The sequence below is a fragment of the Peterkaempfera griseoplana genome (assembly GCF_001418575.1).
Classification (GTDB): domain Bacteria; phylum Actinomycetota; class Actinomycetes; order Streptomycetales; family Streptomycetaceae; genus Peterkaempfera; species Peterkaempfera griseoplana.
In genome coordinates this window covers 1-16,161 of the sequence record NZ_LIQR01000297.1, presented here as the reverse complement: position 1 = coordinate 16,161, position 16,161 = coordinate 1, and the positions used below count along the sequence as shown (strand labels likewise).

13 protein-coding genes and 1 tRNA gene are annotated in these 16,161 nt (G+C 68.2%); 1 reads left to right on the top strand and 13 read right to left on the bottom strand.

From position 1 onward, the window contains the following. Window positions 1-31: 31 nt before the first annotated feature. From AOK09_RS21965 to AOK09_RS21905, 13 genes are all read right to left on the bottom strand, one after another. Window positions 32-412 carry a type II toxin-antitoxin system death-on-curing family toxin gene (locus AOK09_RS21965; protein WP_055588942.1) on the bottom strand — a complete coding sequence of 127 codons (381 nt, stop codon included), beginning with the start codon at window positions 410-412 and terminating at the stop codon, window positions 32-34. Further along, entirely contained in the window at window positions 409-609 is a 201-nt protein-coding gene (locus AOK09_RS21960; RefSeq protein WP_055588941.1) for a ribbon-helix-helix protein, CopG family, read from the bottom strand. The genes AOK09_RS21965 and AOK09_RS21960 overlap by 4 nt, the downstream gene beginning before the upstream one ends. Beyond that, window positions 600-4,499 (bottom strand): DNA-directed RNA polymerase subunit beta', encoded by a 3,900-nt coding sequence (locus AOK09_RS21955; protein ID WP_245687412.1) that lies wholly within the window; start codon window positions 4,497-4,499, stop codon window positions 600-602. Before AOK09_RS21955 ends, AOK09_RS21960 begins: the two co-directional genes overlap by 10 nt. Before the next feature lie 101 nt (window positions 4,500-4,600). Next, complete coding sequence (rpoB, locus tag AOK09_RS21950; protein WP_055588940.1) at window positions 4,601-8,077, bottom strand: DNA-directed RNA polymerase subunit beta; 3,477 nt, start codon at window positions 8,075-8,077, stop codon at window positions 4,601-4,603. Window positions 8,078-8,716: 639 nt separating this feature from the next. Continuing rightward, window positions 8,717-9,100 carry a 50S ribosomal protein L7/L12 gene (rplL, locus tag AOK09_RS21945; protein WP_055588939.1) on the bottom strand — a complete coding sequence of 128 codons (384 nt, stop codon included), beginning with the start codon at window positions 9,098-9,100 and terminating at the stop codon, window positions 8,717-8,719. An 87-nt stretch (window positions 9,101-9,187) separates the two neighbouring features. Beyond that, window positions 9,188-9,751 carry a 50S ribosomal protein L10 gene (gene rplJ / locus AOK09_RS21940; RefSeq protein ID WP_055588938.1) on the bottom strand — a complete coding sequence of 188 codons (564 nt, stop codon included), beginning with the start codon at window positions 9,749-9,751 and terminating at the stop codon, window positions 9,188-9,190. A 298-nt stretch (window positions 9,752-10,049) separates the two neighbouring features. After that, window positions 10,050-10,976 (bottom strand): hypothetical protein, encoded by a 927-nt coding sequence (locus tag AOK09_RS21935; protein ID WP_055588937.1) that lies wholly within the window; start codon window positions 10,974-10,976, stop codon window positions 10,050-10,052. Between the two features lie 60 nt (window positions 10,977-11,036). Beyond that, window positions 11,037-11,855 carry a hypothetical protein gene (locus AOK09_RS21930; protein WP_055588936.1) on the bottom strand — a complete coding sequence of 273 codons (819 nt, stop codon included), beginning with the start codon at window positions 11,853-11,855 and terminating at the stop codon, window positions 11,037-11,039. 123 nt (window positions 11,856-11,978) lie between these two features. After that, window positions 11,979-12,701 (bottom strand): 50S ribosomal protein L1, encoded by a 723-nt coding sequence (gene rplA, locus AOK09_RS21925; RefSeq protein WP_055588935.1) that lies wholly within the window; start codon window positions 12,699-12,701, stop codon window positions 11,979-11,981. Between the two features lie 105 nt (window positions 12,702-12,806). Further along, window positions 12,807-13,241 carry a 50S ribosomal protein L11 gene (gene rplK, locus AOK09_RS21920; protein WP_055588934.1) on the bottom strand — a complete coding sequence of 145 codons (435 nt, stop codon included), beginning with the start codon at window positions 13,239-13,241 and terminating at the stop codon, window positions 12,807-12,809. Window positions 13,242-13,421: 180 nt separating this feature from the next. After that, on the bottom strand, window positions 13,422-14,300 hold the full coding sequence (gene nusG / locus AOK09_RS21915; RefSeq protein ID WP_055588933.1) for a transcription termination/antitermination protein NusG: 879 nt from the start codon (window positions 14,298-14,300) through the stop codon (window positions 13,422-13,424). 191 nt (window positions 14,301-14,491) lie between these two features. Beyond that, window positions 14,492-14,794 carry a preprotein translocase subunit SecE gene (gene secE / locus AOK09_RS21910; protein WP_055588932.1) on the bottom strand — a complete coding sequence of 101 codons (303 nt, stop codon included), beginning with the start codon at window positions 14,792-14,794 and terminating at the stop codon, window positions 14,492-14,494. Between the two features lie 98 nt (window positions 14,795-14,892). Then, window positions 14,893-14,965: transfer RNA gene (locus AOK09_RS21905), tRNA-Trp, on the bottom strand. A gap of 283 nt (window positions 14,966-15,248) precedes the next feature. Between AOK09_RS21905 and AOK09_RS21900 the strand changes: the two genes are divergently transcribed. Next, window positions 15,249-16,161 (top strand): pyridoxal phosphate-dependent aminotransferase (locus AOK09_RS21900; protein WP_055588953.1); only part of this gene is annotated, 913 nt, incomplete at its 3' end.

Below are 16,161 nucleotides of genomic sequence, written 5' to 3'. Positions count from 1 at the left end.
GCCCCGGCCGGCGAGCTGCCGGGGGCGGTGGTCAGCGGGTGGACCAGAGGGCGAAGGACTTGGCGATGGCCGGGACGTCCATCTCACCCCGGGCCACCGCCAGCACCAGGCTCTCGGCCGAGTCCACATCCGGGGGCCGCAGCTCCAGCTCGTTCACCGCGTGGAAGATGCGTGTGGCCACCCATGCCGTGCGTTTGTTTCCGTCGATCAGGGCGTGGTTGCGGGCAAGCGAGTGCAGCAGGGCCGCCGCCTTCTCATGGAAGGTCGGATAGGCGTCCGCGCCGAACACCGACGCCTGCGGGCGGGCAAGGGCCGCCTCGATCAGGCCGTAGTCCCGGACCGCCGCCTCGCTGCCGCCCTGCACACGCGCTGCGATGATCAGCAGCTCGGACAGGTCGAGGTACTCGGTCACTGGTCGGCCAGCCGGTCCAGGAGTTCCCTGTCCTCGTCCATGACCCGGTCCAGAGCCTTGTTGAACAGCTCGGTCCGCCGGGTCAGGTAGAGGTGTATGGCCTCGGCAGCGATCTCCTGCTTGGACCGCTTCTCCAGAGCGGCCCGCTCGGTGAGGAGCCTGTCGTCGGCCTCGCTGAGTCGAAGAGTCATCGCCATGGAACGATGATACCGAGTGATACCACGCGATACCACGCGTTTGGGCGCCGCACGCCGAAGGGCGAGATGTCGTAGTCGTCGTAGCCGACGGCCGAGTACATCGCAGCCTTCGCCTCCTCGGTGGGCTCGACCCGGATGTTGCGGTAGCGGGGCAGACCCGTACCGGCCGGGATGAGCTTACCGATGATGACGTTCTCCTTGAGGCCCAGCAGCGGGTCCGACTTGGCGTGGATCGCCGCGTCGGTGAGCACCCGGGTCGTCTCCTGGAAGGAGGCGGCCGACAGCCAGGACTCGGTGGCCAGCGAGGCCTTGGTGATACCCATCAGCTGCGGACGGCCGGAGGCGGGGTGACCGCCCTCGGACACCACACGGCGGTTCTCGGTCTCGAACCGGCCGCGCTCGACCAGCTCGCCCGGCAGCAGCTCGGCGTCGCCCGACTCGATGATCGTGACCCGGCGGAGCATCTGCCGGATGATGATCTCGATGTGCTTGTCGTGGATCGACACACCCTGCGAGTTGTAGACCTTCTGGACCTCCTGGACCAGGTGGACCTGGACGGCCCGCTGACCCAGGATGCGCAGCACGTCGTGCGGGTTGGTGGCACCCATGGTCAGCTTCTGGCCGACCTCGACGTGCTCGCCCTCGCCGACCATCAGCTTCACACGCTTGGAGACCGGGTAGGCGATCTCCTCGCTGCCGTCGTCGGGGGTGACGACCAGCTTGCGGGTCTTCTCGGTGTCCTCGACCCGGACCCGGCCGGCCGCCTCGCTGATCGGGGCCACACCCTTGGGGGTACGGGCCTCGAAGAGCTCGACGACACGGGGCAGACCCTGGGTGATGTCGTCACCGGCCACACCACCGGTGTGGAAGGTACGCATGGTCAGCTGGGTGCCGGGCTCACCGATGGACTGGGCGGCGATGATGCCGACGGCCTCGCCGATGTCCACCAGCTTGCCGGTGGCCAGCGAACGCCCGTAGCACATGGCGCAGGTGCCGACCGCGGACTCACAGGTGAGGATCGAACGGGTCTTGACGGTGGAGACACCGTGGCGGACCAGCTCGTCGATCAGCACGTCGCCGAGGTCGGTACCGGCCTGGGCCAGCACCTGGCCGTCGACGGTGATGTCCTCGGCGAGGCAGCGCGCGTACACGCTGGTCTCGACGTCGTCCGCCTTGCGCAGCACACCGTCGGTGCCCACCGAGGCGATCTCCAGCTTGAGGCCGCGCTCGGTGCCGCAGTCCTCCTCGCGGATGATGACGTCCTGCGAGACGTCGACCAGACGACGGGTGAGGTAGCCCGAGTCGGCGGTACGCAGGGCGGTGTCGGCGAGACCCTTACGGGCACCGTGGGTGGAGATGAAGTACTCCAGCACGGTGAGGCCCTCACGGAACGAGGCCTTGATGGGACGCGGGATGGTCTCGTTCTTGGCGTTGGACACCAGACCGCGCATACCGGCGATCTGCCGCATCTGCATCATGTTTCCACGAGCACCCGAGTCCACCATCATGAAGATGGGGTTGGTCTTCGGGAAGTTCGCGTTCATCGCCTCGGCGACCTCGTTGGTCGCCTTGGTCCAGATCGCGACGAGCTCCTGCTTGCGCTCGTCGTTGGTGATCAGACCGCGCTCGTACTGCTTCTGGATCTTCTCGGCCTGGGCCTCGTAGCCCTCCAGGATCTGGGGCTTGCTCGGCGGCACCACGACGTCGGAGATCGACACGGTGACACCGGAGCGGGTGGCCCAGTGGAAGCCGGCCGCCTTGAGGTTGTCCAGGGTGGCCGCGACGGTCACCTTGGGGTAGCGCTCGGCGAGGTCGTTGACGATCGCCGACAGCTGCTTCTTGCCCACCTCGTAGTCGACGAAGGGGTAGTCCTCGGGCAGCAGCTCGTTGAAGAGGGCGCGACCCAGGGTGGTGGAGAGCCGGAAGGGCTCGCCCTCGACCCAGGTGGGGGCGCCGGTCTCCTCGTCCACCGGAGCGGTCCAGCCGCGCGGCGGCATGGTGCCGGCCGGCAGCCGGACGTCGATCTGCGCCTGCAGGTCCAGCTCGCGGGCGTCGAAGGCCATCATGGCCTCGGCGGTCGAGGTGAACGAACGGCCGCCGCCCTTGACGTCGTCACGGTCCGAGGTGAGGAAGAAGAGGCCGAGCACCATGTCCTGGGTGGGCATGGTGACGGGACGGCCGTCGGCCGGCTTGAGGATGTTGTTCGAGGACAGCATCAGGATGCGGGCCTCGGCCTGGGCCTCCGCCGACAGCGGCAGGTGGACAGCCATCTGGTCACCGTCGAAGTCCGCGTTGAAGGCGGTGCAGACCAGCGGGTGGATCTGGATGGCCTTGCCCTCGACCAGCTGCGGCTCGAAGGCCTGGATGCCCAGGCGGTGCAGGGTCGGTGCACGGTTGAGCAGCACCGGGTGCTCGGCGATGACCTCTTCGAGGACGTCCCACACCACGGGGCGGGCGCGCTCGACCATGCGCTTGGCCGACTTGATGTTCTGCGCGTGGTTCAGGTCCACCAGGCGCTTCATCACGAACGGCTTGAAGAGCTCCAGCGCCATGGCCTTGGGCAGACCGCACTGGTGCAGCTTGAGCTGCGGGCCGACGACGATGACCGAACGGGCCGAGTAGTCGACGCGCTTGCCGAGCAGGTTCTGACGGAAGCGGCCCTGCTTGCCCTTGAGCATGTCGGAGAGCGACTTCAGCGGACGGTTGCCCGGGCCGGTGACCGGACGGCCGCGGCGGCCGTTGTCGAACAGCGCGTCGACGGCCTCCTGGAGCATCCGCTTCTCGTTGTTCACGATGATCTCGGGGGCACCGAGGTCGAGCAGGCGCTTCAGCCGGTTGTTGCGGTTGATCACGCGGCGGTACAGGTCGTTGAGGTCGGAGGTCGCGAAGCGGCCACCGTCCAGCTGCACCATCGGACGAAGGTCCGGCGGGATCACCGGGACGCAGTCCAGCACCATGCCGTTGGGCTTGTTGCGGGTCTGCAGGAAGGCGGAGACGACCTTGAGGCGCTTGAGCGCACGGGTCTTCTTCTGGCCCTTGCCGGTCTTGATGATCTCGCGGAGGCGCTCGGCCTCCTCCTCCAGGTCGAAGGACTCCAGCCGCTTCTGCAGCGCGGCGGCGCCCATCGCACCGGAGAAGTAGGTGCCGAAGCGGTCGCGCAGCTCGCGGTAGAGCAGCTCGTCGCCCTCGAGGTCCTGGACCTTGAGGTTCTTGAAGCGGCTCCACACCTCGTCGAGCCGGTCCAGCTCGCGCTGGGCGCGGTCGCGCAGCTGCTTCATCTCACGCTCGGCGCCCTCGCGCACCTTGCGGCGCACATCGGCCTTGGCGCCCTCGGCCTCCAGCTCGCCCAGGTCGGCCTCGAGCTTCTTGGCGCGGGACTCCAGGTCGGCGTCGCGGCGCTGCTCGATCTGCTGGCGCTCGACGGAGACATGGGCCTCCAGCGACGGCAGGTCGCGGGTGCGGCGCTCGTCGTCCACCCAGGTGATCATGTAGGCGGCGAAGTAGATGACCTTCTCCAGGTCCTTCGGCGCCAGGTCGAGCAGGTAGCCCAGCCGGCTGGGCACACCCTTGAAGTACCAGATGTGGGTCACCGGGGCGGCCAGCTCGATGTGGCCCATCCGCTCACGGCGCACCTTGGCACGGGTCACCTCGACGCCGCAGCGCTCGCAGATGATGCCCTTGAAGCGGACGCGCTTGTACTTACCGCAGTAGCACTCCCAGTCCCGGGTGGGGCCGAAGATCTTCTCGCAGAAGAGTCCGTCCTTTTCGGGCTTCAGGGTGCGGTAGTTGATGGTCTCGGGCTTCTTGACCTCACCGTGGGACCACTGGCGGATGTCGTCGGCGGTCGCCAGGCCGATACGCAGCTCATCGAAGAAGTTGACGTCGAGCACTTTTCGTCAAGCCCTCTTTCAGGGGTCGAGTCTTTCGTCTGGTCTGATGGGGGCCTTGGGGGTGGCGGGGCCTCACCGGGGTGAGGCCCCGCCGACCTCCGTCAGACCTCTTCGACGCTGCTCGGCTCGCGCCGGGACAGGTCGATACCGAGCTCCTCCGCGGCGCGGAACACGTCCTCGTCGGAGTCACGCATCTCGATGGACATACCGTCGGACGACAGCACCTCCACATTCAGGCAGAGCGACTGCATCTCCTTGATGAGCACCTTGAAGGACTCGGGGATGCCGGGCTCCGGGATGTTCTCGCCCTTGACGATGGCCTCGTAGACCTTCACTCGGCCGAGCACGTCGTCGGACTTGATGGTGAGGAGCTCCTGCAGGGCGTAGGCGGCGCCGTACGCCTCCAGGGCCCACACCTCCATCTCACCGAAGCGCTGACCACCGAACTGCGCCTTACCACCGAGCGGCTGCTGGGTGATCATGGAGTACGGACCGGTCGACCGGGCGTGGAGCTTGTCGTCGACCAGGTGGTGCAGCTTGAGGATGTACATGTACCCGACCGAGATCGGGTGCGGGAACGGCTCGCCGGAGCGGCCGTCGAACAGCCTCGCCTTGCCGGAGGCACCGACCATGCGGTTGCCGTCGCGGTTGGGGATGGTGTTCTCCAGCAGACCGGTGATCTCGTCCTCGCGGGCGCCGTCGAAGACCGGCGTCGCCAGGTTGGTGTTGGCGTCCACCTGGTCGGCGTCGATCGCCTGCAGGCGGCGGGCCCACTCCTCGCCGATGCCGGAGACGTCCCAGCCCTGCTTGGCCAGCCAGCCGAGGTGGGTCTCCAGGACCTGTCCCGGGTTCATCCGGGACGGGACACCGAGCGGGTTGAGGACGATGTCCACCGGGGTGCCGTCCTCGAGGAACGGCATGTCCTCGACCGGGAGGATCTTGGAGATGACGCCCTTGTTGCCGTGGCGGCCGGCGAGCTTGTCACCGTCGGTGATCTTCCTCTTCTGGGCCACGTAGACGCGGACCAGCTGGTTGACACCCGGGGGAAGCTCGTCGCCCTCCTCGCGGTCGAAGACGCGGACGCCGATGACCTTGCCGGACTCGCCGTGCGGCACCTTCAGCGAGGTGTCGCGGACCTCACGGGCCTTCTCACCGAAGATCGCGCGGAGCAGGCGCTCCTCCGGGGTCAGCTCGGTCTCGCCCTTGGGAGTGACCTTGCCGACCAGGATGTCGCCGGTGACGACGTCCGCGCCGATCCGGATGATGCCGCGCTCGTCGAGGTCGGCGAGGACCTCCTCGGAGACGTTCGGGATGTCCCGGGTGATCTCCTCGGGGCCCAGCTTGGTGTCACGGGCGTCGACCTCGTGCTCCTCGATGTGGATCGAGGAGAGGACGTCGTCCTGCACGAGGCGCTGCGACAGGATGATCGCGTCCTCGTAGTTGTGACCCTCCCACGGCATGAACGCGACCAGCAGGTTCTTGCCGAGGGCCATCTCGCCCTCGTCGGTGCAGGGGCCGTCGGCCAGCACCTGGCCGACCTCGATGCGGGCGCCCTCGTCCACGATCACCTTCTGGTTGAAGGCGGTGCCCTGGTTGGAGCGCGTGAACTTGGCCACCCGGTAGGTGGTGTAGGTGCCGTCGTCGTTGGCGACGGTGATGTAGTCCGCGGAGACCTCCTGGACCACACCCGCCTTCTCGGCGGCGATGACATCGGCGGCGTCGACCGCGGCGCGGTACTCCATGCCGGTGCCGACCAGCGGCGCCTCGCTCTTCAGCAGCGGGACGGCCTGGCGCATCATGTTGGAGCCCATGAGCGCGCGGTTGGCGTCGTCGTGCTCCAGGAAGGGGATCATGGCGGTCGCGACCGACACCATCTGGCGCGGCGAGACGTCCATGTAGTCGACCTCGGTGCCCGGGATGTAGTCGATCTCGCCGCCACGGCGGCGGACCAGCACTCGGGGCTCCGCGAAGGTGAGCTCCTCCGTCAGCGGCGCGTTGGCCTGCGCGATGACGAAGCGGTCCTCCTCGTCGGCGGTGAGGTAGTCCACCTGCTCGGTGACCACACCGTCGACGACCTTGCGGTACGGGGTCTCCACGAAGCCGAAGGCGTTGACCCGGCCGTAGGAGGCCAGCGAGCCGATCAGACCGATGTTGGGGCCTTCGGGGGTCTCGATCGGGCACATCCGGCCGTAGTGGGACGGGTGCACGTCACGGACCTCGAAGCCGGCCCGCTCACGGGAGAGACCACCGGGGCCCAGCGCGGACAGACGGCGCTTGTGGGTCAGGCCCGACAGCGGGTTGGTCTGGTCCATGAACTGGGACAGCTGGCTGGTGCCGAAGAACTCCTTGATGGAGGCGACGACCGGCCGGATGTTGATCAGGGTCTGCGGCGTGATCGCCTCGACGTCCTGGGTGGTCATCCGCTCGCGGACGACGCGCTCCATACGGGCCAGGCCGGTACGGACCTGGTTCTGGATGAGCTCGCCGACGTTGCGCAGACGGCGGTTGCCGAAGTGGTCGATGTCGTCGACCTCGACGACGATGTCGCGACCCTCCTCGGCGTCCACCCACTCGGTCTCGCCGGCGTGCAGCTTGACCAGGTACTTGATGGTCGCGATGACGTCCTGCTCGGTGAGCACGCCGGAGTCCAGCGACTCGTCGATGCCGAGCTTGCGGTTGACCTTGTAGCGGCCGACCTTGGCCAGGTCGTAGCGCTTGGGGTTGAAGTAGAGGTTCTCCAGCAGGGTCTGGGCGGCCTCCTTGGTCGGCGGCTCGCCCGGACGCAGCTTGCGGTAGATGTCCAGCAGCGCGTCGTCCTGGCCCTGGGTGTGGTCCTTCTCCAGGGTGGCGCGCATCGACTCGTACTCGCCGAACTCCTCGAGAATCATCTCGCTGGTCCAGCCGAGCGCCTTGAGCAGGACGGTGACGGACTGCTTGCGCTTGCGGTCGATGCGGACGCCGACCATGTCGCGCTTGTCGATCTCCATCTCCAGCCAGGCACCGCGCGACGGGATGACCTTGGCGGAGAAGACGTCCTTGTCGGAGGTCTTGTCGAGCGTCGAGTCGAAGTAGACGCCCGGGGAGCGGACCAGCTGCGACACCACGACACGCTCGGTGCCGTTGATGACGAAGGTGCCCTTGTTGGTCATGAGCGGGAAGTCGCCCATGAAGACCGTCTGCGACTTGATCTCGCCGGTCTCGTTGTTGGTGAACTCGGCGGTGACGAAGAGCGGCGCGGCGTAGGTGAAGTCGCGCTCCTTGCACTCGTCGATGGAGTTCTTCGGCGGCTCGAAGCGGTGGTCGCGGAAGGTCAGCGACATCGAACCGGAGAAGTCCTCGATCGGCGAGATCTCCTCGAAGATCTCCTCGAGGCCGGACTTGGTCGGGACGTCGTGTCCGTTCGCGAGGGCGCTCTCAACCCGGTTCTTCCACGCCGCGTTGCCGAGCAGCCAGTCGAAGCTCTCGGTCTGCAGGGCGAGGAGGTTCGGTACCTCGAGAGGCTCGCGGATCTTCGCGAAGGAGACACGCAGGGGTGCGGTGGAGGCGGAGTTGTTCGAGGCGTTGCGCGAGGCGGCCAAGAGGGGGTCCTTCCGAGGGCTCGGACTCACTACGCGCGTACCGGGCCCGACCTTCCCAGGATCGGCGCCCCGGCTCTTGCAGCACCGCACCGGCAGGACGTTTGTCCTGGTCGGAACGGGTGCTCGGTCGGGGGCCGCCCCTGTTCAGGGCAGTGCGAACTCCGGGCGACGAGTCACGGAGCAGCTAACAGGCAGCGCAAAGGGACAGTGTAGCCATTCGGCACACTGCTGTCCAGCTCTGATTCGGAGACCGAATCGGAGACTCCCTCCCTCGTGCCGACCGCCCCCGTCGGGGCGGTCTGCAGGGCGGTTCCTGCCGTGTCGTACGGCCCCTCGGAAAGGCCGTACACCTCACGCCGTGTTCACTTCCCGTCACGAGCCCGGTTCATGCATTCGGGACCGGACGGAGTGACCACGCGTCCTGAGAATTGCGCGCGGCGTGCGGTTCGTCAAGGGCCAGGCGCTGCGGAGATCACCACAGGCGCCGCCCGGCGGTACCACTGCGCCGGGGAAGAACCCGTGGTGAGGGCGGTGCAGCCGGCGACAGCGCTCAGCGTACCCAACACCACCGACAGCCCGGAGCACCCCGGCCCGCCCCGCGAAGGGGCGCAGTCTGGGACTGCGGTCAGGAGACCGAGGTCACTTGACGGTGACCTTGGCGCCGGCGGCCTCGAGGGCGGCCTTCGCCTTCTCGGCGTCCTCCTTCTTGACCTTCTCCAGGACCGGCTTCGGGGTGCCGTCCACCAGGTCCTTGGCCTCCTTCAGGCCGAGCGAGGTCAGGCCGCGGACCTCCTTGATGACCTGGATCTTCTTGTCACCGGCGGACTCGAGGATGACGTCGAACTCGTCCTGCTCCTCAGCGGCCTCGACCGGGGCGCCCGGGGCGGCAACGCCGGCGACGGCGACCGGAGCGGCAGCCTCGACGTCGAACTTCTCCTCGAAGGCCTTCACGAACTCGGAGAGCTCGATGAGGGTCATCTCGCCGAAGACCTCAAGCAGCTCGTCGTGCGACAGCTTCGCCATGATTGGCGTCCTTCCACTAATTCGGCTGGTGCCGGATGTACATAACGGCGGGCGTACGGGCCCGCTGCGAGGGCGTCAGCCCGCCGATCACTCGGCGGCGGCGTCCTCGGCGGCGGGAGCCGGCGTACCGGCACCGCCCTGCTCGACCTTGCTGCGAAGGGCGTCCGCGGTGCGGACGAACTTCGAGAGCGGGGCCTGGAAGGTCGCCGCGGCCTTGGCCATGGACGCCTTCATGCCACCGGCAAGCTTGGCGAGCAGCACCTCGCGGGACTCGAGGTCCGCGAGCTTCTTGATCTCATCGGCGGACAGCGCCTTGCCGTCAAGGACACCGCCCTTGATGATGAGAGCCGGGTTCTCCTTGGCGAAGTCACGCAGACCCTTGGCCGACTCCACCGGGTCACCGGTGACGAAGGCGACAGCCGTCGGACCCGCGAACAGGTCGTCGAGCTCGGTGATCCCGGCCTCATTGGCAGCGATCTTGGTCAGCGTGTTCTTCACCACGGCGTACTGGGCGTTGACACCCAGCGAGCGGCGCAGGGTCTTGATCTGCGCCACGGTCAGACCGCGGTACTCGGTCAGCACCGCCGCGTTGGAGGTACGGAACTTGTCCGTGAGCTCCGCGACAGCGGCAGCCTTGTCGGGCCTCGCCATAGGCTTACGCCTCCTTCCGTGATGTCGATGCTGATCCCGCGGGAAGGGGGCTGGGAGAACGAGAGGAGCCCCGGCGCACAGGCGCACGGGGCTCGCGACGGTCTCGACGGCTCACAAGAAGCCGGAGACCAAGCTCCAATCACACCTGCGCAGGCCGTCTGCTCGTTCGCAGATCCTTCGGTCACCGGGCTCCCCTGACGGGGCGCACAGCGACAACCAGCGGTCTTTGGCAGGTTTCAGAGTAGGTGACCGGGGCGCCCCCGGGCAAATCGCCCGGCCCGGGGCCGCCCCGAACGGGTCAGCTGTGCCCTGCGGCCCGGTTGGCGTTGTTGAGCAGCCGGGAGAGGTCCAGGGTGTCCGAGGCCGGCGGCGCCACGGCGTGCACGGGGGTGCCGTAGTCCGAGTAGTCGACCACGATGTCCAGCGGGCCGTTGGCGGTCTGCGCGGTCTCGTGCACCTTGACCGGCCGCTTCTGGTCGTTCGCCCAGAGGTCGATGTTCATGGTCTTCACACCGAGCTTGGTCATCTGGGTCTCGAACTGCTTGCGCTGGGTGGCGGTCATGCTGCCCAGGCTGCCCTGCTTCTCGGCGAGGCTGGTGATGTCCACGGTGCCCCGGTAGTGGGTCGTGGAGACACCGTCGACGGTCTCCCTGCCGACCTGCTTGACGTTGCCCGAGCCGGTGATCAGCCCGACGCTCTGGGTCGGGTCCTGACCGGACTGCTTGTTCAGCTGGTCCAGCATCTGCTGTCCGGCGCCGCCCTGGGACTTGGCCACGGCCGCCAGGTCCATCTTCAGCCAGTGCTTGCCCTGCAGGCTCGCAGCCGCCTTGGCGCCCATGTTCATGTACATCACCTGGCCGGTCATCACCATGCGCAGGGACCCGGCGCCGGCCTGGGACGCACCGGCGATGCCCGAGGTGTCCATGGTGAGGTCCATGGAGAGCGGCTTCCAGCTCATCACCCCGGAGGCGGTGATGGTGCCGACCTTGGGCACCCGCTCCACCATCCGCATCCGCGCCGAGGAGGCGCTGTCGGTGGACTTGGCCACCAGGCCGAGCGCCTTGGACACATCGACCGCGGGCGCGCCCGCGCCCTTGGCGCCGCCGTCGCCGGCGGCCTTGGTACTGCTGCCGGACGCTCCGCTGCCTGTGCTGCTACAGCCCACCAGGCCGGTCAGGCCCACGACGAGCACGGCTGCGGCACCGACGAGACGTATCTGCTTCATGGGATCCCCCTACTGGTCAGGAAGCGACAGTGCGTCACTGGGTGAGGACGATCTACGGCCTCAGCCGGTTGCATCCCCGGACGGTTCCCTTCCGGTCAGGTTCCGGGTGTCGAAGGTGTCGTCCGGCAGCGGCGCCTGGATGTCCACCTCCATGCCGATGGCCGAGTAACGGGTGGAGGTGGTCTCGGGGCCCTTGGGCAGCAGGAAGGAGCGCCGCTCCTGGACCACCTGGTCCTTGTCGTCGATCCAGACGTCGACGGTGATGCTGGTGGCGCCCTGCCGGCGGTACGCGTCGAGCAGGGAGGCCCGCTGCTCCGCCGAGAGGTCGCTGCTGGCGCCCACCATGTCCGTCACCGAGGCCGACGCCCGGTAGTGGACGGTGTCCAGGTCGTCGTCCAGCCGCTCGGACCCGACCTGCTGCAGCCGGCCCACGGCGGCCAGCGCCGTCAGGTCGGACGCCGGGCTGAGCTGCTCGCTCCAGGTCGAGTACAGGGCTGCCCCGGCGCCGTCCCCGCCGGAGGTCCTGGGGTCGAACCGCATCCAGTGGCGGCCGCCCATCCAGGCGCTCTGCTCCGGGTCCGCCACCAGGTAGACGACCCCGTCCAGGGTGCGGACCTGCATCTGCGCGGCACCGTGCCGCATCACCAGCGCCATCGCCGGCTTGCTCCCCCACGACAGCTCCCCGGAGCCGCTGCTCGCTCCGTCCACCGGGTCCTGGCGCTGCAGCGCCACCTTGGCCGCCCCGGCGTCCGCCATCACCTTGGCCGCGGCCTGGAACGCCTGCTTGGGGGTGCGCTTCCGGTGCCCGCCGCAGGCGGTGGTACCGCCGAGGAGCGTCGCGACGACGACCACGGCGGCGGCGGTGCGTATGGAGCGCATGGTGAGTCCTTGGTCCGTCCCGGGATCAGGGGGCAGCTCTCGGACTCTAGCCCAGGCCGCACATGCGGCGGGCCCGCACCCCTGGAGACCAGGGGTGCGGGCCCGCCGAGGAATCCTCGGGCGTCAGACCGCCGCGGGGTCCTCCTCGACGAGGAGGTTGCGGGTGCGGTTCGGGTCGACCGGGACACCGGGGCCCATGGTGGTCGACACGGTGGTCTTCTTGATGTAGCGGCCCTTGGCGGCGGACGGCTTGGCCCGCAGCACCTCCTCGAGGGCGGCCGCGTAGTTCTCGACGAGCTGCTCGTCGGAGAAGGACGACTTCCCGATGATGAAGTGCAGGTTCGAGTGCTTGTCGACGCGGAACTCGATCTTGCCGCCCTTGATCTCGGTCACGGCCTTGGCCACGTCCGGGGTCACGGTGCCGGTCTTGGGGTTCGGCATCAGGCCACGGGGGCCGAGCACACGGCCCAGACGGCCGACCTTGCCCATGAGGTCCGGGGTGGCGACGACGGCGTCGAAGTCCAGACGGCCCTTGGACACCTCGTCGATCAGCTCGTCGGCGCCGACGATGTCGGCACCCGCAGCCTCCGCGGCCGCCGCACGCTCACCGGTCGCGAAGACCAGGACCCGAGCGGTCTTGCCGGTGCCGTGCGGCAGGTTCACGGTGCTGCGGACCATCTGGTCGGCCTTGCGCGGGTCGACACCCAGGCGCATGGCGATCTCGACGGTCGAGTCGAACTTGGTGGTGGAGGTCGCCTTGGCCAGGCGGATGGCCTCCAGGGGGGCGTAGAGACGCTCGCGGTCGACCTTGGCGGCCGCGGCGTCCAGAGCCTTGCTGCGCTTCACTGCTGCTCCTGAAAGTGATCTGTGGAGTCGTGGTGGCTACGGGCCGCGCTAGGCCCTACCACTTGGGGTGGCTCGCTCACCGGGAACGGGCCCCGAGAGGCGGTCTCAGCCCTCGACGGTGATGCCCATCGACCGGGCGGTGCCGGCGATGATCTTCTCGGCCGCGTCCAGGTCGTTCGCGTTGAGGTCGGGCATCTTGGTGGTGGCGATCTCACGGACCTGGTCGCGGGTGATCTTGGCGACCTTGGTCTTGTGCGGCTCGCCGGAGCCCTTCTCCACGCCCGCGGCCTTCAGGATGAGGCGAGCGGCCGGCGGAGTCTTGGTGACGAAGGTGAAGGTGCGGTCCTCGTAGACCGTGATCTCCACCGGCACCACCATGCCGCGCTGCGACTCGGTGGCGGCGTTGTACGCCTTGCAGAACTCCATGATGTTGACGCCGTGCTGGCCCAGGGCGGGGCCGACCGGCGGTGCGGGGTTGGCCGCACCAGCGTTGATCTGGAGCTTGATGAGCCCCGTGACCTTCTTCTTCTTGGGAGGCATGTCTCTCCGGGTCCTTCTGAGAGGTGTTTCCCGACAGGCGTGACCCGGCGCAACGGAGCGCCGGGGCACTGTCAGGGCCTTGAGTGGCAGCGCACGCGGGGTACGGGACGGCGTCCCGGGTCACGCGCACACATCGGACCAGGCTAACGCGAACGGTCGCCTGGTCCAAAAACGGGCAGGTCAGTTCTTCTGGATCTGGTCGAAGGAGAGCTCCACCGGGGTCTCCCGGCCGAAGATCTCCACCAGGCCCTTGACCTTCTTGGAGTCGGGGTTGATCTCGTTGATCGTCGCCTGGAGGGTGGCGAAGGGGCCGTCGGTGACGGTGACCGAGTCGCCCACCTCGAAGTCCAGCACCTGGACCTCGACCGGGCGGGACGGCGACGGCTTTCCGGCCTCCTTGGCCGCGGCGCGCTCCACGTCGGGGGCGAGCATCTTGACGACCTCGTCCAGCGTCAGCGGGTACGGGTCGTAGGCGTTGCCCACGAAGCCGGTGACGCCGGGGGTGTTGCGGACCACGCCCCAGGACTCGTTGGTGAGGTCCATCCGCACCAGGACGTAGCCCGGGAGCTTGTTCTGGCGGATGGTCTTGCGGTCGCCGTTCTTGATCTGGACGACCTCTTCCTGGGGCACCTCGGCCTGGTAGATGTAGTCCTCGACGTTCAGCGAGACGGCGCGCTGCTCCAGGTTGGCCTTGACGCGGTTCTCGTAGCCCGCGTAGGTGTGGATCACGTACCACTCGCCGGGGGCCAGCCGCAGTTCCTCGCGGAACTTGGCGACGGGGTCGACGTCCTCGGCCTCTTCCGCCTCCTCGGCACCGCTCTCCGAGGCCTCCTCGGCCTCGGTCTCGGCGTCGCCGGTGACGTGCAGGGCGGCCTCCTCGGCCGGGGCGCCGGCCTCGGCCTCGGCAGCCTCGACCTCGTCCTCGTCCGCATCGGCCGCGTCGATGATCTGCTCCGCGGTGTCGCCCTCGGCCTCAGCCGAGCCGGCCGCGTCGCGCTCCACGGCGTCGTCCGCCTCGCGGACGGTCTCGTCGGCGTCGTACAGGGGGGACTCAGACACGGTGGCTGCTTCTTCCTGGAGATGAGAGATGGAACGGTTCCGCGCCGTTGCCTTCTCCTGTCCAGTCCTCGAATCAGATCGATGAATCAGATCGATGCGAACAGCGTCCGTGTACGGCTCGGAAACTCAACAGTACCGAGTCAACGGTAGCGGGATTGTCCGATCGATGCCGATGACGCGGTCGCGGCGGCTCAGCCGAAGATCCAGAACGTGAGCTTGGCGAAGCTCCAGTCGAGGCCCGACACGACCGCCATGATGACCACCACGAAGACGATGACGACGGTGGTGTACGTCATGAGGTCGTTACGGGTCGGCCAGACGACCTTGCGCAGCTCGGCGATGATCTGGCGGTAGAAGAGCGCGAGCCGGGCGAAGAGGCCCTTCTTGTCCTTCTTCGCGGCGCGCTTGCGGTCGCGGCGCGAGGGAAGCTCGCTGTGCTCTTCCTCGGGACGGCCGCGCTCAGGCGTTGCGGTGGAGCCCGTGGTCTCCGTCACTCGTCCTCACCTGAATCCGGTCGCAGTGCTGTCGGAGCCCTCTCCGCATCAAGCCCGCACGCTCGTTGGAGCGGGCGGGCTCGGCGCGGATCAAGCAGCAGGGCCAGAGGGACTCGAACCCCCAACCGCTGGTTTTGGAGACCAGTGCTCTACCAATTGAGCTATAGCCCTTCGGTGCCTTGCGGCGCCGAGATGTCACCCAACCTACCGCATCCGAACCGCAGCGTGCTGTATGCGATGCGAATGACGCAGGTGACGGGTTGCCATCGAGCGTTGAGTGTACGGGTTCCGGGTCTCCGCGTCGAACCTGTACCCGACGGACCGTTTCAGCGGACGCGCGCGTCCGCCCACCCGGCGTCCCCGGTCCGCCGCAGTCACCCACACGTGTACGCGCCCGTGCACGCATGCTGGAACCGCCGTGCCCCGGCAGGGGGCGTTCTGCGACCATGCAGGCATGAGCGCTGCTTCCTCCCACCCAGCTCCCCAGCCCGACCCCGCCGTGCGGCCCGCCGACCGCCGGGTGTCGGCCCGCATCGGCGCCATCGCGGAGTCCGCGACCCTGGCGGTGGACGCCAAGGCCAAGGCCCTCAAGGCGGCCGGCCGCCCGGTGATCGGCTTCGGCGCGGGCGAGCCCGACTTCCCGACGCCTGACTACATCGTCGAGGCCGCGGTGCAGGCCTGCCGCGAGCCGCGGTTCCACCGCTACACCCCGGCGGGCGGCCTTCCCGAGCTCAAGAAGGCCATCGCGGAGAAGACGCTCCGCGACTCCGGCTGGCAGGTGGACCCGGCGCAGGTGCTGGTGACCAACGGCGGCAAGCAGGCGATCTACGAGGCGTTCGCCGCGATCCTGGACCCGGGCGACGAGGTGATCGTCCCCGCGCCGTACTGGACCACCTACCCCGAGTCGATCCAGCTGGCCGGCGGCGTCCCGGTGGAGGTCGTGGCCGACGAGACCACGGGCTACAAGGTCTCGGTGGAGCAGCTGGAGGCGGCCCGCACCGAGCAGACCAAGGTCCTGCTCTTCGTCTCCCCCTCCAACCCCACCGGCGCCGTGTACACCCGTGACGAGGCCGAGGCCATCGGCCGCTGGGCGGTCGAGCACGGGCTGTGGGTGCTCACCGACGAGATCTACGAGCACCTGGTGTACGGCGACGCGCAGTTCCACTCGCTGCCGGTGCTGGTGCCCGAGCTGGCCGACAAGTGCATCGTGGTCAACGGTGTCGCCAAGACCTACGCCATGACCGGCTGGCGGGTCGGGTGGCTGATCGGCCCCCAGGACGTGGTCAAGGCCGCCGCCAACCTGCAGTCGCACGCCACCTCCAACGTCAGCAACGTCGCCCAGGTGGCGGCGCTGACCGCGGTCAGCG